The sequence below is a fragment of the Dickeya sp. Secpp 1600 genome (assembly GCF_003049805.1).
Classification (GTDB): domain Bacteria; phylum Pseudomonadota; class Gammaproteobacteria; order Enterobacterales; family Enterobacteriaceae; genus Dickeya; species Dickeya fangzhongdai.
The window spans coordinates 55,757-78,233 of record NZ_CP023484.1 but is presented as its reverse complement, the minus strand read 5'-3'; the positions used below and the strand labels follow the sequence as shown (position 1 = coordinate 78,233).

At 58.9% G+C, this 22,477-nt stretch carries 15 protein-coding genes; 6 read left to right on the top strand and 9 right to left on the bottom strand.

All coding sequences use genetic code 11. The annotated features are described in order from the left end of the window. Positions 1–98: 98 nt before the first annotated feature. Positions 99–3,692 (top strand): urea carboxylase, encoded by a 3,594-nt coding sequence (gene uca, locus CPA59_RS00330; protein ID WP_107758487.1) that lies wholly within the window; start codon positions 99–101, stop codon positions 3,690–3,692. A gap of 110 nt (positions 3,693–3,802) precedes the next feature. Continuing rightward, a complete protein-coding gene (locus tag CPA59_RS00325; RefSeq protein WP_049855276.1) occupies positions 3,803–4,120 on the top strand; it encodes a hypothetical protein in 318 nt (105 codons plus the stop codon). Between the two features lie 316 nt (positions 4,121–4,436). Here CPA59_RS00325 and CPA59_RS00320 read toward each other — a convergent pair whose 3' ends face one another. From CPA59_RS00320 to CPA59_RS00300, 5 genes are all read right to left on the bottom strand, one after another. Continuing rightward, positions 4,437–4,967 carry an SMI1/KNR4 family protein gene (locus CPA59_RS00320; RefSeq protein ID WP_071605244.1) on the bottom strand — a complete coding sequence of 177 codons (531 nt, stop codon included), beginning with the start codon at positions 4,965–4,967 and terminating at the stop codon, positions 4,437–4,439. 3 nt (positions 4,968–4,970) lie between these two features. Then, the gene (locus CPA59_RS00315) at positions 4,971–9,347 is read right to left on the bottom strand and encodes a DNA/RNA non-specific endonuclease (RefSeq protein ID WP_107758486.1); all 4,377 of its coding nucleotides are present in this window, start codon (positions 9,345–9,347) and stop codon (positions 4,971–4,973) included. Between the two features lie 11 nt (positions 9,348–9,358). Next, a complete protein-coding gene (locus CPA59_RS00310; protein WP_038920648.1) occupies positions 9,359–9,766 on the bottom strand; it encodes a DUF1795 domain-containing protein in 408 nt (135 codons plus the stop codon). A 14-nt stretch (positions 9,767–9,780) separates the two neighbouring features. Next, the gene (gene tssI / locus CPA59_RS00305) at positions 9,781–11,634 is read right to left on the bottom strand and encodes a type VI secretion system tip protein VgrG (protein WP_107758485.1); all 1,854 of its coding nucleotides are present in this window, start codon (positions 11,632–11,634) and stop codon (positions 9,781–9,783) included. A 114-nt stretch (positions 11,635–11,748) separates the two neighbouring features. Further along, positions 11,749–12,267: an Hcp family type VI secretion system effector gene (locus CPA59_RS00300; protein WP_022633128.1), complete on the bottom strand. Its 519-nt coding sequence runs from the start codon at positions 12,265–12,267 to the stop codon at positions 11,749–11,751. Between the two features lie 570 nt (positions 12,268–12,837). Between CPA59_RS00300 and CPA59_RS00295 the strand changes: the two genes are divergently transcribed. Further along, a complete protein-coding gene (locus CPA59_RS00295; RefSeq protein ID WP_107758484.1) occupies positions 12,838–14,214 on the top strand; it encodes an MFS transporter in 1,377 nt (458 codons plus the stop codon). A 157-nt stretch (positions 14,215–14,371) separates the two neighbouring features. Then, a complete protein-coding gene (locus CPA59_RS00290; RefSeq protein WP_255412256.1) occupies positions 14,372–15,424 on the top strand; it encodes a hypothetical protein in 1,053 nt (350 codons plus the stop codon). Between the two features lie 33 nt (positions 15,425–15,457). Here CPA59_RS00290 and CPA59_RS00285 read toward each other — a convergent pair. The 4 genes from CPA59_RS00285 to CPA59_RS00270 all read right to left on the bottom strand — a co-directional run bounded on the left by CPA59_RS00285 (position 15,458) and on the right by CPA59_RS00270 (position 20,773). After that, positions 15,458–16,713, bottom strand: a protein-coding gene (locus CPA59_RS00285) for an IS3 family transposase (protein ID WP_107758483.1) whose coding sequence is annotated in 2 segments (ribosomal slippage) — positions 15,458–16,362 and positions 16,362–16,713 — 1,257 coding nt in all. Because the reading frame shifts where the segments join, the coding sequence is not laid out codon by codon here. 117 nt (positions 16,714–16,830) lie between these two features. Continuing rightward, positions 16,831–18,900, bottom strand: coding sequence for a glycine--tRNA ligase subunit beta (glyS, locus tag CPA59_RS00280; protein WP_107758482.1), 2,070 nt, complete (start codon positions 18,898–18,900; stop codon positions 16,831–16,833). Positions 18,901–18,909: 9 nt separating this feature from the next. Continuing rightward, on the bottom strand, positions 18,910–19,824 hold the full coding sequence (glyQ, locus tag CPA59_RS00275) for a glycine--tRNA ligase subunit alpha (protein ID WP_038663786.1): 915 nt from the start codon (positions 19,822–19,824) through the stop codon (positions 18,910–18,912). 142 nt (positions 19,825–19,966) lie between these two features. Further along, positions 19,967–20,773, bottom strand: coding sequence for a sulfite exporter TauE/SafE family protein (locus CPA59_RS00270; protein WP_049855498.1), 807 nt, complete (start codon positions 20,771–20,773; stop codon positions 19,967–19,969). Between the two features lie 188 nt (positions 20,774–20,961). Here CPA59_RS00270 and CPA59_RS00265 point away from each other — a divergent pair, with 188 nt between their 5' ends. Both CPA59_RS00265 and CPA59_RS00260 read left to right on the top strand, forming a co-directional pair. Then, on the top strand, positions 20,962–21,522 hold the full coding sequence (locus CPA59_RS00265; protein WP_107758481.1) for a DNA-3-methyladenine glycosylase I: 561 nt from the start codon (positions 20,962–20,964) through the stop codon (positions 21,520–21,522). Continuing rightward, positions 21,519–21,974 (top strand): N-acetyltransferase, encoded by a 456-nt coding sequence (locus CPA59_RS00260; RefSeq protein ID WP_107758480.1) that lies wholly within the window; start codon positions 21,519–21,521, stop codon positions 21,972–21,974. The genes CPA59_RS00265 and CPA59_RS00260 overlap by 4 nt, the downstream gene beginning before the upstream one ends. Positions 21,975–22,477: the final 503 nt, after the last annotated feature.

Here is a 22,477-nt window from a genome sequence, read left to right as displayed (position 1 = left end):
CGGCGGCAACGACACGCATCGGGAACAGCGACGCGCGGGACGACCCGCAACACGCGTCCGAGACTTCGCAGGACGACCTGCCCGTAAGAGACTCAGTCATGTTTGAGCGAGTACTGATTGCCAACCGTGGCGCTATTGCGGTGCGTATCATCCGCACCCTGAAAACAATGGGCGTGAAGGCCATCGTCGTTTACGCCGAAGCGGATCGTCATTCGCTCCACGTACGTCAGGCGGACGAAGCCTGGTCGCTGGGCGACGGCCCGGTGCGCGATACCTACCTGAATCAGGACAAATTACTGCACATCGCAGCGAAAAGCGGCGCACAGGCGATTCACCCCGGCTACGGCTTCCTGAGCGAGAACGCCGGTTTCGTCACCCGCTGCGAGCAGGCGGGCCTGGTATTTCTCGGCCCGACCGTGGCGCAGATGACCGCCTTCGGCCTCAAGCATCAGGCGCGCGCGCTGGCGCAGCAGAATGACGTACCGCTGCTGCCCGGCAGCGGCCTGCTCACCTCGCTGGACAGCGCCTGCGAACAGGCGCGCCGCATTGGTTATCCGGTGATGTTAAAGAGCACCGCGGGCGGCGGCGGCATCGGCATGCAGCGCTGCAATGACCAGGACCAGTTGGTCGATGCCTTTACCCGCGTGAAACGACTGGCGGGCAACAATTTCGCCGACGACGGCGTATTTCTGGAAAAATTCATCGCCCAGGCCCGACACATCGAAGTGCAGGTATTCGGCGACGGTCAGGGCAACGTTATCGCCCTTGGCGAGCGCGACTGCTCCGCCCAGCGCCGCAACCAGAAAGTGATTGAGGAGACCCCGGCCCCCAACCTTGGCGACGACGTACGCGCCGAACTACAGGCCACCGCCATCCGGCTGTGTCAGGCGGTGAACTACCGCAGCGCAGGCACGGTAGAGTATGTGTACGACGAAAGCAGCAAGCAGTTCTGGTTCCTGGAGGTCAACACTCGCCTGCAGGTAGAACACGGCGTGACCGAGATGGTGTACGGCGTCGACATCGTGCAATGGATGGTGACGCTGGGCGCCGGTTGCCTGCCGCCGCTCCACACACTTGCCGCCACGCCGCGCGGCCACGCCATTCAGGTACGGCTGTACGCCGAAGACCCGGCCAAACAGTTCCAGCCTTGCGCCGGGTTGCTGAGCAACGTCAGTTTCCCGGACTCGCTGCCCGGCCTCACCCTGCGTATCGACCACTGGCTGGACAGCGGCAGCGAGGTGTCGCCGTTTTATGACCCGATGCTGGCGAAAGTCCTCGTTCACGGCGTCAGCCGGGACGCCGCGCTCGACGGTATGGCGCAGGCGCTGAGCGCCACGTCGCTGTACGGCATCGAAACCAATCTCGACTGGCTGCGCTACCTGCTGACCCTGCCCGCCGTCAGGCGCGGAGAAATCATCACCGCGACGCTGGGCGGCGTCGTCTGGCAGCCCGCTACGCTGGATGTCCTCGGCGGCGGCACGCTTACCACCGTGCAGGATGCGCCCGGCCGTACCGGTTACTGGCATGTCGGCGTCCCGCCCTCCGGACCGTTCGACACTCGCTCCTTCCGACTCGGCAATCAGTTGCTGGGCAACGCGCCGGACGCCGCCGGGCTGGAGATCACCCTGCGTGGCCCGACGCTGCGCTTCAACCGCGACTGCGCTTTCGTCATCACCGGCGCCGCCATCGACGCCCGGTTGGATGATGCTCCGCTCGCCGGCTGGCGGACTCATCACGCCCGCGCCAGGCAAACGCTGACGCTTGGCGATATTCAGGGCGCGGGCTGCCGCAGCTACCTGTTGCTGGCCGGCGGTCTGGCCTGCCCGACGTATCTGGGCAGCCGCAGCACCTTCACGCTCGGCAAATTCGGCGGTCATGCCGGGCGTGCATTGCGCGCCGGCGACGTACTGCATCTGGCCGCGCCTCAGTCTCCCGCCATCGATGTCGCCCTGCCTGCGCCCGACTGGCACTCTCACTGGCAATTGCGGGTGGTGTACGGGCCGCACGGCGCGCCGGACTACTTTACCCCAGAGGACATCGAGGCCTTTTTCGCCGCCGACTGGCAGGTGCATTACAACTCCAGCCGTACCGGCATCCGGCTAATTGGCCCTAAACCTCAGTGGGCGCGAACCGACGGCGGCGAAGCCGGCATGCACCCATCCAATATCCACGACAACGCCTACGCCTTCGGCACGGTGGATTTTACCGGCGATATGCCGGTCATCCTGGGGCCGGACGGCCCATCGCTGGGCGGGTTCGTCTGCCCGGCCACGGTGATCCACGCCGATTTATGGAAACTCGGCCAGTTAAAAGCCGGCGACAGCATTCGTTTCATGCCGGTGAGTCTGGAGCAGGCGGACGAACTGGCGCGCGAAGCGGAATCCGCCATCGCCGCCGGTCGCCCGGTGGCAGAACCCACCCTCGCCGCCTGTTGCCCCTCGCCCGTGCTGTATCACCGATCGGCGCAAGGCGATCGACCATCGGTGAACTGTCTGGCGGCAGGCGACCGTTTCCTGCTGCTGGAGTATGGCGAGCACCGGCTGGATATCGCCCTGCGTTTTCGCGTGCACGCGCTGATGCAGTGGCTGGAACAGCATCCGTTGCCGGGCATACAGGAGCTGACGCCGGGTATCCGCTCGCTGCAAATCCATTTCGATAGCCTGCAATGCCCGCGCAGCGCGCTGCTGGCGCATCTGCAGCAAGCAGACGACGCACTCGGCGACCTGCAGCATGCCGCCGTTCCTTCCCGCACCGTGTGGCTGCCGCTCAGCTGGGACGACGACGCCTGCCGCGAGGCCATCACCCGCTATACCCAGTCGGTCAGACCCGGCGCCCCCTGGTGCCCCAGCAACATCGAATTCATCCGTCGCATCAACGGGCTGGAATCGGTGGATCAGGTCAAAGACATCGTCTTCAGCGCCCGTTATCTGGTGATGGGGCTGGGAGACGTCTACCTCGGCGCACCGGTCGCCACCCCGCTCGACCCGCGTCACCGGCTGGTGACCACCAAATACAACCCGGCCCGCACCTGGACGGCGGAAAACTCGGTCGGCATCGGCGGCGCCTATCTGTGTGTATACGGTATGGAAGGCCCCGGCGGCTATCAGTTCATCGGCCGCACGTTGCAGATGTGGAATCGTGATCGACAAACAGACGTTTTCCGTCAACCCTGGTTGCTGCGGTTCTTCGATCAGATTCGCTTTTATCCGGTTACCGCGCAGGAGCTGCTGGCGATCCGCGAGCGCTTCCCGTGGGGAGATTATCCGTTGCGTACCGAAGAAGGGGAGTTTCATCTCGCCGACTATCAGCGGAATCTGGTGGAGCAGCAATCGGCGATCGACGCTTTCCAGCAGCAACGCCAGCGAGCCTTTGACGAGGAACTGGCGCGCTGGCGCGCCGACGGTCAGTTCACTTTCGACAGCAGCTTGCAGGAGACTACCGCTGATGACGATACCGTTCCGGCCCACGGCTACGGCGTGGAAAGCCAGGTGGCGGGCAGCGTCTGGCAGTGGCTGGTTGCTCCCGGCGATACCGTCAGCGCCGGTCAACTGGTGGGGATTCTGGAGTCGATGAAAATGGAAATCCCCATCACCGCGCCGGTCGCGGGCATTATTCACACACTGCACCGTCAACCCGGCCATCAGGTGCAGGCGGGACAGTTGCTGATGGTGATCGAACCCGCTGACGCCTGATATTGTTATTCCGCCGTCTTATCCGGCTGACATGCGTCAGCCGGTTGTTTTTATGTGAAATGACGGTAACGATACCGGTACCGGATTCAGGCAGATAACGGCATAAGAATATGAAAGTCAGAGCAATTTTGTGGTGGATACTGGTTATCGTCACCCCAACGGCATGGGCCGATTACCGTGCGTGCAATATCATCAACGGGCAAATCGCCGCCTGCGGCTCGTGGTTTCAGGGCTCGGCCCCGGTTTTGCAACACGGCGAGTATCGGGAATGCACTATCGCCAACGGCAGAGTGACATTTTGCGGCAAATGGTATCAGGGGAGCGCAGCCGTGCTGAAAGAGGGGGCTTACCGCGAATGCAGCATCGCCAACGGCAGGGTGACGTTTTGCGGGAAGTGGTATCAGGGAAAAGCGGTGGTGGATAATTAGTGGGTTACGGCTGACGGCTGTGGGCGTAGCGGGCGGTGGAGTTCAGCCTCCACTGTCAGCGGTTGCCGTCCACGTAGCTCAACAGGTTGTTATGCCGGTAGGCTGCATTGCAATTACCGAGCAGGACATCCGCTAATTGTGATACCGGCAAGCGCCGAGTGACACGCGGTTTGATAAACAAGCGGTGGCGCAGTGGTTAACGGGGTTTCCAGGTGGGCTGGATTTGGCCGGAGTCACCCATCTATAAGTCGCTGCGACTGAGTGGCAGATAAAATAAAGCCGGAAGGATCATTAAGATCGCTTCCGGTTTTATTCCCTAGTATTTCTCAAAAATAATATTATCAGGAGGAAAGTTATTAGGTAATGAGTCTGGTTTTATTTTTCTTAATAAAACACCAGATAATAAAGACGTTATATTTTCATCAAAATATTCTATATCAGGTGATCTAGATGCAACTATTGCAGTTCCCCATGCATCACTGTTGTTTAGATCGCAAACAACCCAAAATATATAATCACCATTATCCGTTACACCTATTGGTAAAAGCCCATTTTTTTCTGGATAAAGATTATATTTAAAATAGTCTGGATCTTCATTGTTAAGATAATTAAAGTCTTCAATAATTAATTTCTTTTGTTCAAAGAAATTAAGATCATAGTTTTGAGTAAATGGACTAAATATCGCAATGAAATTAGCAATTCGTCCCGTACCATAGTTACTGATAAACTCAACATAGTCATTAGGAAATGTAATGCCTTCATCTATAGAAGGCCAAGTATCACCGCTCCCAGACTCATTGGGAAAATCAGGTGGAACTAAAATGCTATTTAATTTAGGCATGGTCATGATTTACATTCCAGGAGGATTAAGAAGAGTGACGCTTTCAAAGAATCCGCCACTACCTTGAGCGTTCATTGTTATACCTGCCGGTATTCTAGAAGGACCTTTATAGATAGGCGTTACCGATACATCAACTATTTCCCCTCGTTCTAACGCTTTTCTTATACGTCCTTCGATACTGCTCATATCCGGGGTATTCACTGGACGATGTTGAATAGTAACCAAATTACGCACATCATCGCCCGAACCGCCCAATTGTCGCCCTAACAAATGTCCACGAGCACGATTAGAACCTGCTCCTGTAATAAATCCAGGTGGTTGGATGGCAGGATTAGCGTGCGTACCTGTATTTATATAGCTTGAATCTAAGCGAGCTTTCACACCAGTTGGGCGACCTAGGTGATCCAATTCACCGTATCGTATATTACATCCAGCTAACCCGAGCGGATCGATCCAACTTACTGGGTTTTTGACATACGCATACAGGTTTTCACCGCCCGCTATCCCTATCGGGTCTGGCGAGACATAACACCCGCCGGCCGGGTCGTAGTACCGAAAGCGGTTATAGCACAGCCCGCTTTCGCTGTCACGGAGCTGCCCGGCGAAGGCCAGGCCGGGGTCCGGACTTTCCGATTTTTCTGCCTGACGCTGGCCCCACAGGGTGGCTTTCGGTGCCTGCCAGCGCAAGGTACCGTCATGTGCGAACAACGCCTGTGGCGCACCGTTCTGGCTGCTGGTCACAAAATCCGTTTCCCAGTCGCCACCGGTGTGCTGGCGCTGCTGTACCACCAGCTCCCAGCCGTTGTAGACACAGTGACGACGGGCCACCAGTTGGCCGTGGCGGTAGTGCCGCACTTCGGCTATCTGGTCACCGTCCCACTGGTAGCGAATTTCTTCGGCTTTCTGGTCGCAGCGTTTGCCCACCCGGCGGCCAAACGGGTCGTAACGGTACAGCCAGCGTTCCCCTGTCGGCGTGTCCACCACCCGCAGCTGGTTGCGACTGTCCCAGCGGTACTGCCACACCTGCGGGCGGTAGCCGGGCTGCAGCACCTGTTTTTTCACCAGTCGACCCGCCTTGTCGTACTGGTAGTGGGTGTCATCGTGCTGAACCAGTCTGCCAGACTGCCACTCGGTAAGCCGTCCGGCCTCCTGTGGCAGGCCGCTGCGGGTGTACTGGTAGCGGGCGGTGATGTCCACGGTTTTGCCCGCGCCACCGCTCAGCACTGCCTGCACCCGGCCGGTGGCATCCAGCCGGTAGCCTTCAGCCTCGCGGTTGTGGCGTACCCCGGTCAGGTTGCCCGCGCCGTCGTAGCGGTATTCCCGCGTCTGTGCCGCCAGCAGGCGACCGTCCTGCTGCGCGCCGCTTTGCTCTCGCGTCAGCCAGCCCATCACGTCGTATTCCCGCCGCTGCACAAAGCCGCTGCCGCCGGTGCGGAGCGACTCCCGGCCCGCAGCATCCTGGGTCAGCGTCAGCTCGGCACCGTCCGGCAACTGCACCTGCCGCAGTTCGCCGGTGCGGGTGTAATGGAACAGGCTGGTGAGCGGGGCGAAGGTGCCGGTGGTGTCATCGGCGTCGCCGTCCCAGGTCAGGGTGCGGGTGACGGTGCGGGCCGCGTCATCGTACTGGCGGGTGAGCAGCGTGCCGTTGTGCCATTCGCGCACCACCCGGTCGCGCAGGTCGTAGTCCAGCTGGACGTGGCTCACCGACGAGGTGATTTCCGTCAGGCGGCCCACCGCATCGTACCGGTAGTGCAGGGTGTCGTCCGGCGCGGTTTCACGCAACAGCAGTCCGCGGGCGTTGTAGAGGAAGTGGCGGGTGTTGCCTTCGCCATTGCGCACGCTGACGCACAGGCCGTCCTCGTCGTAGCTGTAGTGGGTCTCGGTGCCGGTCATGTCGCGCTCGCGGATGACCCGCCCGTCGGCATCCAGCCACCACTGCCAGCGGCTGCCGTCCGGGGCAATAACCGTTGTCAGTTGCTGGCTCTCTTTATCGTACGCGTAGTGCCAGGTGCGGCCTTCGGCGTCGGTGCGTGCGGTCAGCAGGTCGAACGGGCCAAAGGTCTGACGCCACAGCGCGCCGTTGCCGTCCACGTAGCTCAGCAGGTTGTTGTGGCGGTCGTACTGGCGCTGCTCTTCCTTGTCATCCGGGCGTATCAGCTGCTCCGGCAGCGTCCAGCTGGCCCGGCGGTAACCGAGCCGGAAACGGGCACCGTCCGCCCGTTGCCACTGCACCACCCGGTCCTGCCCGTCGTAGCGTAACTGCCGGGTGCGGCTCTCGGCGTCGGTGGCACTCAGCAGCCGCTGACGGTGGTCGTACTGCAACCGCGCCTGCACCTCGCCGGCCCGGTCGCTCACCTGGGTCAACAGGCCGTAGCGGTTCCAGGTGAATCGCACTTCGCTGGCATCCGGCCCGGTGAGCCGCTCCGGGTTGCCTTCGGCGTCATACGCCCAGCCCCACTCGCGTCCCAGCGGGTCGGTGACGCCGCACAGCCGCAGCGCGTCGTCATAGTCGTACTGCCACTGGTGGCCGCTGGCGTCGGTAAAGGTGCTGACCCGCCCGGTATCGTCCAGATAGCCGAATTCGACCACCCGCCCGGCGGGCGAGATTTCCCGCAGCAGGTTGCCAACCTCGTCGTAGTCGTAGCGGGTGACGTGACCGAGCGGGGATGTTTCCCAGCTCATCAGGTGCAGCTCGTTAAAGCCGAATTCGCTGCGCTGGCCGAGGCCATCGGTCATCACCACCCGGTCGGGGTGGTAGTCGAAGCGGGCGGTCAGAAAACCGTCGGCGCAGGTGGTGTAGACGCAGCGCCCCTGTGCGTCGTATTCGTAGCGCGCCCAGGTCTGGTCGTGGTCGTGCCAGCGGGTCAGCCGATGGACGGTGTCGTACTCGTAGTACAGGTGATAGGCCTGGGTGGCGTTGGCCTCAATCAGCCGGCCCTGTTCGTCCTGACGGTATTCGGCCAGCAACGTTTTCTGGCTGCCGTCGGTGCGCTGAATCTGGTGCAGGAATTCACCCTGCCATACCAGCAGCAGGGTAACGCCGTCGCTGTGGCGCAACTGGCGCAGGTAGCCTTTCGGGTCGCGCACCAGCTCGATGCGGTTGTCGTGGGTATCGCGCAGGGCGGACAGCAGCCGGCGCTCGCCCTGTACCACGCTAAAATCGCGCCAGGTCTGCTGGTCGCGGTGCCACAGGCTGAAACCGTCGCCCCGGCGGTGCAGGGTAAACTCCGGGTAGTGCGGGCAGTACACCGCCTGCACGTCCTGATGGAAGGTGAAATCGATGTCGTAACCCTGCGCCAGCGTGATGACCACGTGGGTGTTGAGGCCGTCGCGCGTTACCGTCGCCACCTCGCTCCCGCTGTCATGCCAGCCGCGGCCCAGCAGCCCGACATGCACGGAGGCAGAGCGGTAGGTGCGTTCGAACACCAGCGGCAGCGTCTGACCCAGTTCGATATCGGTACGGGATTCAATCACCTCGCCGCTGGCGATGTAGACCGGGTCTTTGAGGAAGCCGCGCACCGCTTCCGTGACACGCGACAGCCCCTTGTTGCTGCGAAACCCCTCACTGGCACATTTAACGGCGCTTTTCAGTCCTTCCAGCGTTTTCAGCGCCCCGACACGCATCCCCCGCAGCACCGCCATCGGCCCGCGGGTGAACAACTTGCCCAGCCCTCTGAACATGCCGCGGCTGGGCGGCACCAGAAACTCCACCGCAATCAGCAGCGCTCGTTGCAGGGCGGTAAACTCTTCGGCTATCTCCAGATAGGTGCCCTGACCCGAGCCGAAGAATACCGTCGAGGCGCCTTCCTTGAGGGTGGCGCCGCACACCGTCTTGTCGTCAATGCGGGCGGCCGGCGCGTCGTTCACAAATACCGACTCGCTGCCCTGGGCTATCAACTGCGGACCACTGTGCCGGGTGCAGGCGACGGCATCCTGGGTGGCGCGGGCCACCGGCTGCTTTTCGACAAATACGTTGCCCGAGCCGGACGCCACCGGCCCGAACGACGGCGAGCCGCTGTCCACCATCGCCGAGACCTTGCTGGACACCGAGTCTATCAGCCCGCCCAGCAAACTGACCGCACCAAACCCGGCGGCCAGTTTCACCACCCCCACCACCAGCGCCGCGCCCATACCGCCGGTGCCGATGACGGCGACCGCCACCGCCGCCGCCGCTGCCGCTGCCACGGCAAACACGGCCGCCGCCACCAGCGCCCCGGCAATCGCCCCGAAGATGGCGCCTTTAAAACTCTTGTGCTTGATGGTCTTGCCCGGCGAGGTCGGCGGCTTGCCCTGACAGGGCTGTGGCCGGTCGGCGGGCGGGTTGGGTCGATTACCGGCGTGCATGGCCCCCACCCGGGCCACCCGGCTCAGAATATCGTTCAGCATCGTGACTCCCTTCAGGACGCGGCGGTAAACGTCTCAATCACCGCCAGCAGGGCGGTTTTCTGTTCATCCTTCAGTTCGCCGGCGGCGGTAAGGGTAAAGGTCAGCAACAGCTCGCCGCGTACCTGCATCACCACCACCTGATGCATGGGGCCTTCCGGCGAGCGCCAGCTGTACTCCAGCCCGCGTGCAGGTTGACCATCCAGCGTCAGTTCCCAGGCGGCACGCTCCTGATAGCCCTTCAGGTGGGCGGAAAACTGTGACAGCGTCTGTTCATAGACGGTGTCCGGCGACAGGCCGAACTCAATCGGCGTGCGGTTGACCACCAGATTGGCGGTATCGCCCGGCAGCACAAACACGTGCAACGACTCGTCGCGCCAGCCCGTCGGAATAGCCAGGGTGCCTTCGTTCATCTGATACATACGTTGCGTTTCCCTTAGTTCAAATCGATACGGGTGCCGTTCAGCACCAGTCCTTTACCGGTAATGGCAATGTTGCCGTCCTTATCAATGGCGATGTAGCCGCCGGCGGTGGCAATCAGGATGTCGCCGCTCTGGGACTGGATGGCGATATTGTTTTTCACCTGCAGCGACTCGTTGTCGTTGACGGTGGTGTTGCGGTTTTGGGTGACGGCGACGGTCTGCTCGCCCTGAATCTCGGTGACCTGATTTTCCTTCACCGACACCGTCTGGTTGTGCTGCACCACCACCGTCTGGTCGCCGCCCACGTTCTCGGTATGATTGGCATTCACCGCCGTGCTGCGGTTGTTCAGCACCACGGTGTTCATGTCCTTCTGGGCGTGGATAAACACCTCTTCCTGCCCGGCCTGGTCTTCAAAGCGCAGCTCGTTGAACCCGGCTCCTTTATGGGTACTGGTGCGCAGCGAGGTGCGGGTCTTGTTCGCCGGCAGCGGATACGGCGACGGGTTGGTGGCGTGAAAGGTGCGCCCGGTGACGATGGGCTGGTCCGGGTCGCCTTCCAGAAAGCTCACCACCACTTCATGACCGATGCGCGGAATGGCAATCAGCCCGTACTGGCCGCCGGCCCAGCCCTGGCTCACCCGCACCCAGCACGAACTCTGGTCGTCGCTGGCGCCGTAGCGGTCCCACGGGAACTGCAGCTTTATCCGGCCAAATTCGTCGCAGTAAATTTCTTCGCCCGCCGGGCCGACCACGGTGGCAATCTGCGGGCCGTCCACCATCGGCTTGTACGGCAACGCCGCCCGCCAGGTGGTGGTGGCTTTTACCACCTCGAAACTGTTGCTGAGCGTGGTCGGCTCGCCACCACTTTCTTCCTCCAGCGCCTGCGGCTGCTGGCCGCTGTGGGTCACCGCCACCACCTGCCAGGCGAGATTGAACGCCGGATTCGGGTGTTCGGTGAGGGTAAAGGTGCTGCCCGGCATCAGTTCGGCGGCGTTGGATTCGCCGCTGCCGGTCATGGCGCCGGCGCGCAGCGCGTCCAGCCGGTAGCCGGTAAACGCCTTGCCGCTCGGGTCCTGTTTGAAGCGGCCGGGGTAGTCGAAGTGCTGGTAGGATTCACGCTGATGGCCCAGCTCGCTGCTCATCCTGTTGTGCAGCAGCCCGTAGGCCGGGGTTTTGAAGCTGTAGTCCTTCAGCGCCACCTCGGCGGTGCTCACCGCTTCGGCATAACGGAAACGCCGCACATACGCCCCTTCGCTCAGCCCCTGCGTCGCCAGGTTGAAGAACAGCTCGGGGCCTTTGGACAGCGCGCCGGCGTCGTCGGCGAACACCACCCGGTGCTTGCCGGCGTCGAACTCGTGGAAGTAGAACAGCCCTTCTTCCGCCGCCAGTCGGTTGATGAACGCCAGATCGCTTTCGCGGTATTGCACGCAGTACTCGCGCACCGCGTGCTCATGACGCAGGGCGAAGGCGTAATCGGTAATCCCGGCTTCTTCCAGCAGGGTACTGATAATCGCGTCCGGCTTCTGGGTCTGGAAGATACGGGCGTTGGTGCGCAGACCGAGCCGCCACAGCGCCGGGCGCACGTCCGCCTGATAACGGGTGCGACGAAAGCCGGTGTCGCCCTGGGCAAAGCGGCTGACGATACCGCTGACCCGGCGCTGCAGTTCGCCGTCGTACCACACCATCAATTCGCACGGCTGGTCCAGCACCGCGCCGAAGTCGATGCCGGGCTGGCTGCTGGCCAGATTCAGCGACAGGGCGAACGGCTGGTTCAGCGCCTCGTCGAGTTCAAAATCCACCACCGCGAAGGTACTCTCCGGCAGCGCGCCGATTTTTACGGTGAACTGAAGTCCTGTACTGTTGGCCACCTTGCTTCCTCCTTACGTCCCCGACCTGCGTCCGCACTCAGCGATGGCTGCCGCCACGGCTCAGTACAGACTGAAAACAGCACAACCCGGACCGCAGTCCGGGTTAAGGCGGCATTACGCTTCGATCGGCGCACGCCAGTCATCAGAGCCGGAGGTCCCGGCAACGGTGTGCTCCCAGTCCACCTTGCGGTAGGCCAGCGACACTTCGATAAGCTGGGTGTAATCCTGCTTGGACGGGTCCTGGCAGTGCGGCATCTGGTTGTTGATGTCGACGATGGTGGCGTCGGTCAGGGTGGTAGTGAAGAAATGCTCCTGCTTGCCTTCCACGGACGTGCGGAACCACTTCAGGGTCACGGTCGGCAGCATTTCGCCGGAGGCCAGCGCGTTATACAGCAGCGGTACGGCTTTGTTCAGCGCGACGGTGAACTTGAACGGTTTGTGCACGCGCTGGCCTGAAGGCTGGCCGGACTGCGGGTCGGTCGGTACGGTAACGACGTGGTTGAATTCCTGTACCAGCATCTCGTCTTCGTGGCCCTGCACGTAGATGTTGCCGACGGAGTCGGAGGTGAAGGCACCGGCGGTGATATTGCCCTGGGTTTTGCCTTCGATGCTGATATAACATGGAGTTGGCATAGTCTTGCTCCTCGCTGTTGAACATGTGTTTGACTTCACGGTTCATAAAGCAATGACTATGCCACTTTTTATTTCATTGTTTTAAAAGGGAAAAATTATATCGCCATTTTCCCTAAGTCAAATTTGAGCAAAAAATTGCGCAGACCTCCCGAAAAAACGGCATCCATTGCGCAAACAGGGGTTTATGCTGATAACTGAGCAAGAAGTTGCGCAGATTGCGCGATTGTTCTGAAACCGCTTTCCTGCTGATAAATAAATCGACATAAAGCGTGATTAAAATCACATTTTGATTTTAGGGTGCTTCGACAAGCAAACCCCAAGCGCATCGCATGGTATACCGCTCGCTTATCCATCATACGGTCATCTCTGCCCGGTCAGCCCATTACCTCACACAACCGCGTTGTATACGGTCGATTTCCTCTACCTATTTGGTATAACATCAATAAAAAGTTGTCACACCGCTTCACCGATAAGCAGATGTGCCGTCACTGATGCAGAGGATGTAACGTGGCCTTCTCCGATCCTAACGATATTTCACAACCCCTACCCCGTAAGGCGCCCATCTCCGGCATGGCGCTGCTGGTCGCTAGCGCTTTTTTTATGGAATTCCTCGACGGGACGGTCATCGCCACCGCCTTACCGGAGATGGCGAAAGCGTTTGGCGTTCCGGCGATCGATCTCAACATCGGGATTAGTGCCTATCTGCTGACGCTGGCGGTTCTGATCCCGGCCAGCGGCTGGATTGCCGAGCGCTTCGGCGCCAGAAACGTCTTTAGCCTGGCGCTGCTGATTTTTAGCGTATCGTCGCTGTTCTGCGGACTGACGCAGACGGTCACGCAGTTCGTTTTGATGCGTATTGTGCAAGGCATCGGCGGCGCCATGATGGTGCCGGTAGGCCGGCTGGCGGTTCTGCGCAATACGCCTAAAGATCAATTGATCAAAGCCATCGCCACCCTGACCTGGCCTGCGCTGGTGGCACCGATTCTGGGGCCGCCGCTGGGGGGCTTCATTACCACCTATGCCAGCTGGCACTGGATCTTCTTCCTCAACGTCCCATTGGGCATAATCGCGATCGCGCTGTCGTTCCGGCTGATGCCCAATCAAACGCCTGATAAGAAACAACCTTTTGATCTGATGGGTTTTCTCTCGATGGGCGCCGCCATGCTGTGTCTGGTCGCCGGTCTGGAAATGTTCAGCCAGCAGAATCTGGATTCAACCCACGCGCTGATCCTGATGGCAGCGGGCCTGCTGGCGCTGTGGTGGGCGGTACGGCATCTGCGGCGGGCTGCCGCCCCGCTGATCCGGTTGACGTCACTGAATGTGCCGACCTTTCGCATCACCATGCGCGGCGGGTTTATCCTACGCGCCACCATCAGCTCCGCGCCGTTCATGCTGCCGCTGATGTTTCAGGTGGGATTCGGGCTGGACGCCTTTCACGCCGGGACGCTGGTGCTGGCCGTCTTTGCCGGCAATCTGGCGATGAAACCGGCCACCACGCCCCTGATGCGCCGTTTCGGCTTCAAAAAACTGCTGATGGTCAACGGCATACTGTGCGTATTGTCGTTGCTACTTTGTGCCGCACTGACCCCCACCACACCGCAGATTCTCACGTTATTGTTGCTGTTCTGGGGCGGACTCAGCCGTTCGATGCAATTTACCGGCATCAGTTCGCTGGCGTTCGCGGATGTTCCGGCGCAGGAAATGAGTTCGGCCAACACGCTGTTCAGCACCTCACTTCAGTTGGCGAACGGTCTGGGCGTTACGCTGGGCGCGCTCAGTATTCGCGCCGGCGGCTGGATTACCGATGCTATCGGCCTACCGCCGGCGGCAGGCATCGACTTCCGGTTAGGGTTCGTGATCATCGCGCTGATCACCGCGCTGGCGCTGTGGGATATCGCCCGTCTGGCGCCCAACGCCGGCAGTAACGTATCCCGGAAAGCGAAGTAATCAACAGCCGGTCGGCCCTCCCGTAAAGGCGGAACACCGCCTAAATACCGCATAGCTGGTACGCAATAACCAATCGTGTCTGTGGATTTTTCGTGACATTTAGTGCTATATTCACAGTAAATTAGAAATTTCGTATTAATCTGATGCAGGGCAGTGAATGCCTTACCCGCTGTGTCTGATGAATAATAAAAACGATCACGAGGTTGACAGCGTTATGCGGTTATTATTTATTTGCCCGAATTGGGCTGATTTGGCTACACCCATTGTGACGGAGATGAAGCGGCAGGGCCACGATGTTATCCATATTGATCATTGCGACTTATCAACGTTTAGCTATTTTGATTCGCGCCACAGAATCATCACGAAATTCTATAAAGCGATAACAGGAAAGAACTACAAACGCCTTGTTCTTGATAATCAGATCAAACTTGGCCTGCACAATTTTTTTATCGGCCGGGAACCGTTTGACGCCATTATCATGACGGAGCCCAAGCTGTTCAATCAACAGCATCTGGAATTACTGCGCCGGCATGGGAGAAAGCTCGTCGCCACATTGTGGGACAGTCTAAAAAAAGCCCCTAATAATGCCTTGTATCTCAACCAATTCGATCATGTACTAAGTTTTGACAGTGAGGACTGCGACCAATTTAACTTTGCCAAAATCACCAATTACATTGATCCTGCCTGGAAAAGTACTATTCCTTACCAGGCGTGTGAGTATGATGTTTTTTCCATTATGAGTTTCACTCCGGAAAGATACAGGCAAGTAATCAGTTTTCTTGATAGAAACCCTGATCTAAAATCCAATATTATTTTTTATGTCGGTAAGTCTGGAAAACAAAAAAATATAAAAGATAAAAGAATAAAAATATCGGAAAAATTGCTACTGGGTGATGCACTGGCGCACGAAATCGATAATACAAAGGTTATTCTGGATATTGTACAAGGCCAACAGACTGGATTGTCATTCCGCGCCTATGAATCAATGGCTTATCAGAGAAAACTGATTACCAGCAATCCCTATATAACCAATTATGACTTTTATAACGCGCAAAACGTGTGTGTTCTGAATCAGGATGGATCAATTCAGCCTGATTTCATCCACACCCCTTACCAACCCGTGCCGGAAAACATCTATCACCAGTACACACTCTGTGCATGGGTACAGAAAGTCATTCGGGAAATATCAAACAACACCTGCCATGCGTAGGTCTAACCGCAATACAGCCAACTGACCTCTTGACTAGTCCTGATATAGGTTGACAGTTGTTTGCCCGCAAAACGCCTGATGAATTTCATCAGGCGTTTTGTATTTCAGGGCCAGATGTGGCCGTTCATGGTTATAAATTGCTACAGACTCTTTCACCATTTTCCTTGCCTGTGCCAGATCGGCCGGACGTGAGAGTAAAAATTCACTCTTCAGGATCCCGTTTATTCGTTCCGCCAGTGCATTCTGGTAGCAGTCGTAACCATCTGTCATCGAACAGGTTATTCCGTATTCTTTATGCACTGACTGATAAAGTGCTGAACAGTATTGTATCCCCCTGTCTGAGTGATGTATCAGAGGGCCTTCTGTTTGCCTTTGCCGCAGTGCCTGTTTGAACGCTTTTACTACATTTTCAGTGTGCAGGTTTTCATCCACATGATAACCCATGATTTTTCTTGAGCAGGCATCAGTGACCAGACTCAGATAAACCGTGCCGTTGCGTATCGGCAGGTAAGTAATATCTGCCACCCATACCTGTTCCGGCTCAAGAGCGGTAACCTGTCCAGGACCCGGTTTCAGCAGGTTCGGGTGCCGGTAAAAACGATGGTGGCTGTTGGTGGTTTTGTGGTATCCCCGTTTTACGGGCACCAGAAGCCGGTGCTCACCCAGCAGGCTGAACAGGCTATCCCGACCGATATTCAGTGTCTTGTCCGGGTGACTGTTCAATAGATGGTGCAGTTTACGTGTGCCGATCCTCGGCTGGCGGCACCGGATCCGGGCAATAACATCAAGGACCTTACTATGGTGTGCATGTCGTTGATTGCAGCGGGCATTGTACTGATACCATGCCTGTCTGCTGTGACCCAGAAATTGGCAGGCGCGCGTAACGGTTATTTTTGAGGTCTGACCTTGAGCAAGGACTTGCCGGGCCGCTTTTTTACGACACTCACCCCGTAATCATTTTTCAGGACATTGATAACCGACTCAAAAAACTCAGCCTTCTGGTTCGCCAGCTCAAGCTGTTCTTCAAGCTCTTTGATTCTTTGCTCGGGGGTGAGTGGGGTATTTGTCTGAGCCACAAGCAATTTCCTCTTCACCAAATTCGGAAGTCCGGGGCTCCAGTCAAGCCGGCCGTATTTACGCAGCCAGACAAGGACAGTGGAGCGCCCCTGAATACCGTATCGTTGCTGAGCCTGTTTGTAGGTCATTTCGCCTTTTTCGACTTGCTCAACGACGGCTATTTTAAAGGATAGAGGATAATCACGTTGGGTACGTTTGAACTCAGTCATCATCACGTTCTCCAGATTTAAGTCAGGAACGTGTCAACGCTATTCAGGACGGATCATCTATGATAAAAAAGCCTCCGGGAAGGAGGCTTTTGAATGTAAACAAACTATCCGTGCGCTGAGTTACTGCAGCACGGAGATATCCGCGACTTTCAGGAACAGGTTGCGCAGTTCGTTGAGCAGCGTCAGGCGATTGATACGCACCTGCTGGTCCTCGGCGTTCACCATCACCTTATCGAAGAAGTTGTCCACCGGCTCGCGCAGCTGCGCCAGCTCGCCCAGCGCTTCCTGATAGCGGCCTTCGGCAAACCACGGCGCCAGCTTGCTGGTCAGCGCGGTGACATAGGTCGCCAGCTGGATTTCTTCGTTCTCTTTCAGCAACGCCGCCTGCACGCTGTCGTTCAGCGTTTCGGTGGATTTAGCCAGAATGTTGGACACGCGCTTGTTGGCGGCGGCCAGCGCTTCGGCTTGCTCCAGCGTGCGGAAATGGCTCACCGCTTTCACACGGGCGTCGAAATCCGCCGGGCGAGTCGGACGACGCGCCAGCACCGCCTGAATGGTGTCCACGCTGTGACCTTCTTCCTGATACCAGGCGCGGAAGCGACCCAGCATGAATTCGATCACATCATCCACCACGTTGGCGTTAGTCAGCTTGTTACCGTACAGGCGCACCGCTTCTTCGGTCAGGGTTTGCAGATCCAGCGGCAGACGTTTTTCCACGATGATGCGCAGCGCGCCCAGCGCGGCGCGGCGCAGTGCGAACGGGTCTTTGTCGCCTTTCGGATGCTGACCGATGCCGAAGATCCCCGCCAGGGTATCCATCTTGTCGGCGATCGCCAACGCGCAGGCTACCGGCGAAGACGGCAGCTCGTCACCGGCAAAGCGCGGCTGATACTGTTCGTTCAGCGCCACCGCCACGTCTTCGGCTTCGCCGTCGTGACGGGCGTAGTGCATCCCCATCACGCCCTGAGTATCGGTGAATTCGAACACCATGTTGGTCATCAGGTCGCACTTGGACAGCAGGCCCGCGCGCTCGGCATGATTCACATCAGCGCCGATCTGGCCGGCTACCCAGCCCGCCAGCGCCGCGATGCGGTCGGTCTTGTCGCGCAGCGTGCCCAACTGCTGCTGGAACAGCACGGTTTCCAGACGCGGCAGATGATCTTCAAGGCGTTTTTTACGGTCGGTATTGAAGAAGAACTCGGCGTCGGCCAGACGCGGACGCACCACCTTCTCGTTACCGGCGATGATCTGCTGCGGGTCTTTGGACTCGATGTTGGCGACAAAGATGAAGTTCGGCAGCAGATTGCCGCTGTTGTCGTAAACCGGGAAGTATTTCTGGTCGCCTTTCATGGTGTACACCAGCGCTTCCGCCGGCACCGCCAGGAATTTCTCTTCGAACTTCGCGGTCAGCACCACCGGCCATTCCACCAGCGAGGTGACTTCTTCCAGCAGGCTGTCGCTCAGATCGGCGTTACCGCCAATTTTGCGGGCGGCCGCTTCGGCATCCGCTTTGATTTTGGCTTTACGCGCCTCGTAGTCGGCAAGCACCTTGCCGCGCTCCAGCAGAATCTGCGGATACTGGTCGGCGTTATCGATGGTGAATTCCGGCTCGCCCATAAAGCGATGGCCGCGGATGGTGCGGGCGGAGTCGATGCCCAGCACGGTGCCGGGGACCAATTCGTCGCCCAGCAGCAGGGTTACGGTGTGCACCGGACGCACAAACTGGGTTTCTTTGTCGCCCCAGTGCATCAATTTCGGGATCGGCAGCTTCGCCAGCGCGGTGCTGACCATGCCCGGCAGCAGCGTCTGCGCCGCTTCGCCTTTCACCTGAGCGCGGAACAGCAGCCATTCGCCCTTGTCGGTGGTCAGGCGTTCGGCCTGCTCGACGGTGATGCCGCAGCCGCGCGCCCAGCCTTCGGCCGCTTTGGTCGGTTTGCCTTCGGCGTCAAACGCCTGCGCAATGGCCGGCCCGCGTTTTTCCACTTCACGATCCGGCTGAGACGCGCTCAGACCGGCTACTTTCAGCGCCAGACGGCGCGGCGCTGCAAACCAGTTGACCGACTGATAACCCAGCCCGGCCGTATCCAGTTCAGCGGTAAAATTAGCGGCAAAAGATTCCGCCAGATTGCGCAAAGCCTTCGGCGGCAGCTCTTCCGTGCCGATTTCCACCAGAAACGTCTTGTCTGTCATCGCTGCCTCTCAGCTCTCTTTTCGATTGCACATCGGGAAGCCCAACGCCTCGCGGGAGGCGTAGTAGGCTTCCGCCACCGCTTTGGTCAGGGTACGGATCCGCAGGATGTAGCGCTGACGTTCGGTCACGGAAATGGCTTTGCGCGCGTCCAGCAGGTTGAAGCTGTGGGCGGCTTTCAGAATGCGCTCGTAGGCAGGCAGCGGCAGCGGTTTTTCCAGCGCCAGCAGGTGCTGGGCTTCTTTTTCGTACTGCTCGAAGCAGGTAAACAGGAAATCCACGTCGGCGTATTCGAAGTTATAGGTGGACTGCTCCACTTCGTTCTGATGAAACACGTCGCCGTAGGTGGTTTTACCCAGCGGGCCGTTGCTCCACACCAGATCGTAGACGCTGTCTACGCCCTGAATGTACATCGCCAGACGTTCCAGACCGTAGGTGATCTCGCCGGTCACCGGCTTGCACTCCAGACCGCCCACCTGCTGGAAATAGGTAAACTGGGTCACTTCCATCCCGTTGAGCCACACTTCCCAGCCCAGGCCCCAGGCGCCCAGCGTCGGGTTTTCCCAGTTGTCTTCCACGAAACGAATGTCGTGAATGGTCGGGTCCATACCCAGCTCTTTCAGCGAGCCGAGGTACAGCTCCTGAATGTTGTCCGGCGACGGCTTAATGATCACCTGAAACTGGTAGTAGTGTTGCAGACGGTTGGGGTTCTCACCGTAGCGGCCGTCGGTAGGACGGCGGGACGGCTGCACATAGGCGGCGGCGATCGGCTCCGGGCCGAGCGCGCGCAGGCAGGTCATAGGGTGAGAGGTGCCGGCGCCGACTTCCATGTCCAGCGGTTGGACGATGGTGCAGCCTTGACGCGCCCAGTAATCCTGTAACGTCAGGATCAGGCCCTGAAAGGTCTTGGTATCAAACTTTTGCATGTTGGATTCGCACGCGATACAAGTGGTTTTTACAATGAAGGCGCCAGTATACCCTCTGAGTGCAAGATATACAGCCAGAATGCGGCAACAACTTGGGCCGCATTGCTCTGTAGCCGGCTTTTCCTTCCGGTTCCCGCGGCAATCAGCCCGCGAACACGGTCTGCAGCATTTTCAGGCTCAGCAGCAGCAATAACCCGGCGAACGCCTTTTTCAACGTGGCGACCGGCAGCCGGTGCGCCAGACGCGCGCCCACCGGCGCGGTGAAGAAACTGACCGCGGAGATCAGCACCACCGCCGGCAACGAGACATAACCCACGCTGAACGCGGGCAAGCCGGTAGCCGACCAGCCGTTGATCACGTATCCCAGCGCGCCGGACAAGGCAATCGGCAGGCCAACCGCCGCCGATGTGCCGATAGCCTGCTGGATGCGCACGTTGCACCAGGTCAGAAACGGCACGGTGAGCGACCCGCCGCCGATGGCGACCAGCGCGGAAATACCGCCGATGGTCAGCCCGGCCAGCGACATACCCGGCACGCCCGGCAACTGCCGGTGAGGTTTCGGCTTGATGTTCAGCACCATCTGCAACGAGACATAAGCCATGAAGCAGGAAAAGAAAATCGCCAGCGCGCGGGTCGGCAACAGCGCCGCCAGCCAGGTGGCGGCGAAGGTCCCCACCAGAATCGCCGGCGTGATGCGCCACACCACCGGCCACAGCACCGCCTGATGTTGATGATGAGTACGCAGACTGGAGATGGCGGTAATCACAATCGCCGCCATCGACGTGCCCAGCGCCAGATGCACCAAATGCGACGTTTCCACACCCTGCGCGGCAAACAGCGCCGTCAGCACCGGCACCATGATGCCGCCCCCGCCAATGCCCAGTAATCCAGCCATAAAACCCACCACGGCGCCCAGCGCCAGATAGGCCAGCACCCACTCAATCCCCATTCTTGTCCCCTGTCGCTTATACTCTGTTATTTCCGGCGTCATGCCTCACACGGCCCCTGTCTGCGCAGGGTTGCATCGCACCGCGCTTAGGCTGATGATCGCCATGCCACGCGGGTGATGCGCTGAAACCGGCCATCATCAATACCAACAATGCCGGTGGATCTCAACCGGGGAGCAAGGAGAAGAGGATGACGCGCTGTGGTTGGGTCACGCAGGACACGTTGTACCTGGATTATCATGACAACGAGTGGGGGAAGCCCTGTACCGACGGGCGGGAACTGTTTGAACTGTTGTGTCTTGAAGGCCAGCAGGCCGGGCTGTCGTGGATAACCGTGCTCAAAAAACGGGAGCACTACCGCCGCTGCTTCCACGGATTTGATCCCCATCGCGTCGCCGCCATGACCGACGACGACGTGAACCAGCTGGTGCTGGACCCCGGCATCATCCGCCATCGCGGCAAAATTGAAGCCATCATCCGCAATGCTCGCGCCTGGCTGGCGATGCAGCAGCAAGGAGAAGACTTCGCCGCTTTTATCTGGTCCTTCGTCGACCACCAACCGGTTGTCAACCGACACGCCTCGCTGGCCGACGTGCCCGCGAAGACAACGGTGTCGGACGCGATGTCCAAGGCGCTGAAAAAACGCGGCTTTACCTTCATCGGCTCGACCATCTGCTACGCCTTTATGCAGGCCGCCGGACTGGTGAACGACCATACCACCGAATGCTTTTGTCATCCGGAGGCGTCGTGATCCGACCCTATCGGCCGCAGGATCTGGATCCGCTGGTGCGGTTATGGCTGGAAAGCACCACCCGGGCGCATCCGTTTATCTCGCCGCGCTATTGGCGGGAAAGCGAGGAGCTGGTGCGCGGGCACTATATCCCCCACTCGCAGACCTGGATTTATGAGGATGAACAGGGCATCGGCGGTTTTATCAGCGTGATGGATCAGCGTTTTATCGGCGCGCTGTTTGTCCATCACAACCTGTACGGCCAGGGGGCGGGCGCCGCGCTGATGCAGCATATCCAACACCGCTTTCCGATGCTCAGCCTGGAGGTGTATCAGCAAAACCACCGCGCCTGCGCCTTTTACCGCAAACAGGGGTTTATCACCGTGCAGGAAAATTACCAGCACGAAACCCGCTCACGCCTGTTGATCATGCACTGGCAGGATCAGGAACTGCTCGCCTCCGTCATGTCCTGAATCAGGTTTGTGCAGCTGAAGAACGTCCTGCTACGGTTGCATTACCGCCATGAAATGATACTTTATAACATACCAACTCATGCCGCTGGCGTGAGTGTGGCTGCCAATTATTTCATCTTTTTTGTAACACCGCTGATTTCAGCCAATACCAGGGTTTTTAGCGGGAGCGCGCCTTCGGGCACATCAGAAGGCGCGCCGCCCGACTACCGTCTGACTTGCAGTCTCCCGCCATGTCGACCATCATGCCTGAAGCAACCTGTTCAGAACCCGCAGTCTCTGGGCCGATTTATGCCTTACGGGTCGGGCGGCGCTTTCCCCAACAGAACAAATCGCTTCGCATCCGGTCGTTGCGCGTGAATGGAGCGCGGATGATAAGCACATATGACTGTTTACCATCGTATTTTATTGAATCTTCCAATCGTTTTTGGGCGATGGCACGGCAGAGACCGGGCATCAATATGCGAAGCTAGCAGAGAACCCTTTTTTAAAAGACCTCTTTTAAA

Coding starts and splice junctions, on each gene's coding strand:
- uca (WP_107758487.1), top strand. CDS start 99: ATGTTTGAGCGAGTACTGATTGCCAACCGTGGCGCTATTGCGGTGCGT.
- CPA59_RS00325 (WP_049855276.1), top strand. CDS start 3,803: ATGAAAGTCAGAGCAATTTTGTGGTGGATACTGGTTATCGTCACCCCA.
- CPA59_RS00320 (WP_071605244.1), bottom strand. CDS start 4,967: ATGACCATGCCTAAATTAAATAGCATTTTAGTTCCACCTGATTTTCCC.
- CPA59_RS00315 (WP_107758486.1), bottom strand. CDS start 9,347: ATGCTGAACGATATTCTGAGCCGGGTGGCCCGGGTGGGGGCCATGCAC.
- CPA59_RS00310 (WP_038920648.1), bottom strand. CDS start 9,766: ATGTATCAGATGAACGAAGGCACCCTGGCTATTCCGACGGGCTGGCGC.
- CPA59_RS00300 (WP_022633128.1), bottom strand. CDS start 12,267: ATGCCAACTCCATGTTATATCAGCATCGAAGGCAAAACCCAGGGCAAT.
- CPA59_RS00295 (WP_107758484.1), top strand. CDS start 12,838: ATGGCGCTGCTGGTCGCTAGCGCTTTTTTTATGGAATTCCTCGACGGG.
- CPA59_RS00290 (WP_255412256.1), top strand. CDS start 14,372: ATGCCTTACCCGCTGTGTCTGATGAATAATAAAAACGATCACGAGGTT.
- glyS (WP_107758482.1), bottom strand. CDS start 18,900: ATGACAGACAAGACGTTTCTGGTGGAAATCGGCACGGAAGAGCTGCCG.
- glyQ (WP_038663786.1), bottom strand. CDS start 19,824: ATGCAAAAGTTTGATACCAAGACCTTTCAGGGCCTGATCCTGACGTTA.
- CPA59_RS00270 (WP_049855498.1), bottom strand. CDS start 20,773: ATGGGGATTGAGTGGGTGCTGGCCTATCTGGCGCTGGGCGCCGTGGTG.
- CPA59_RS00265 (WP_107758481.1), top strand. CDS start 20,962: ATGACGCGCTGTGGTTGGGTCACGCAGGACACGTTGTACCTGGATTAT.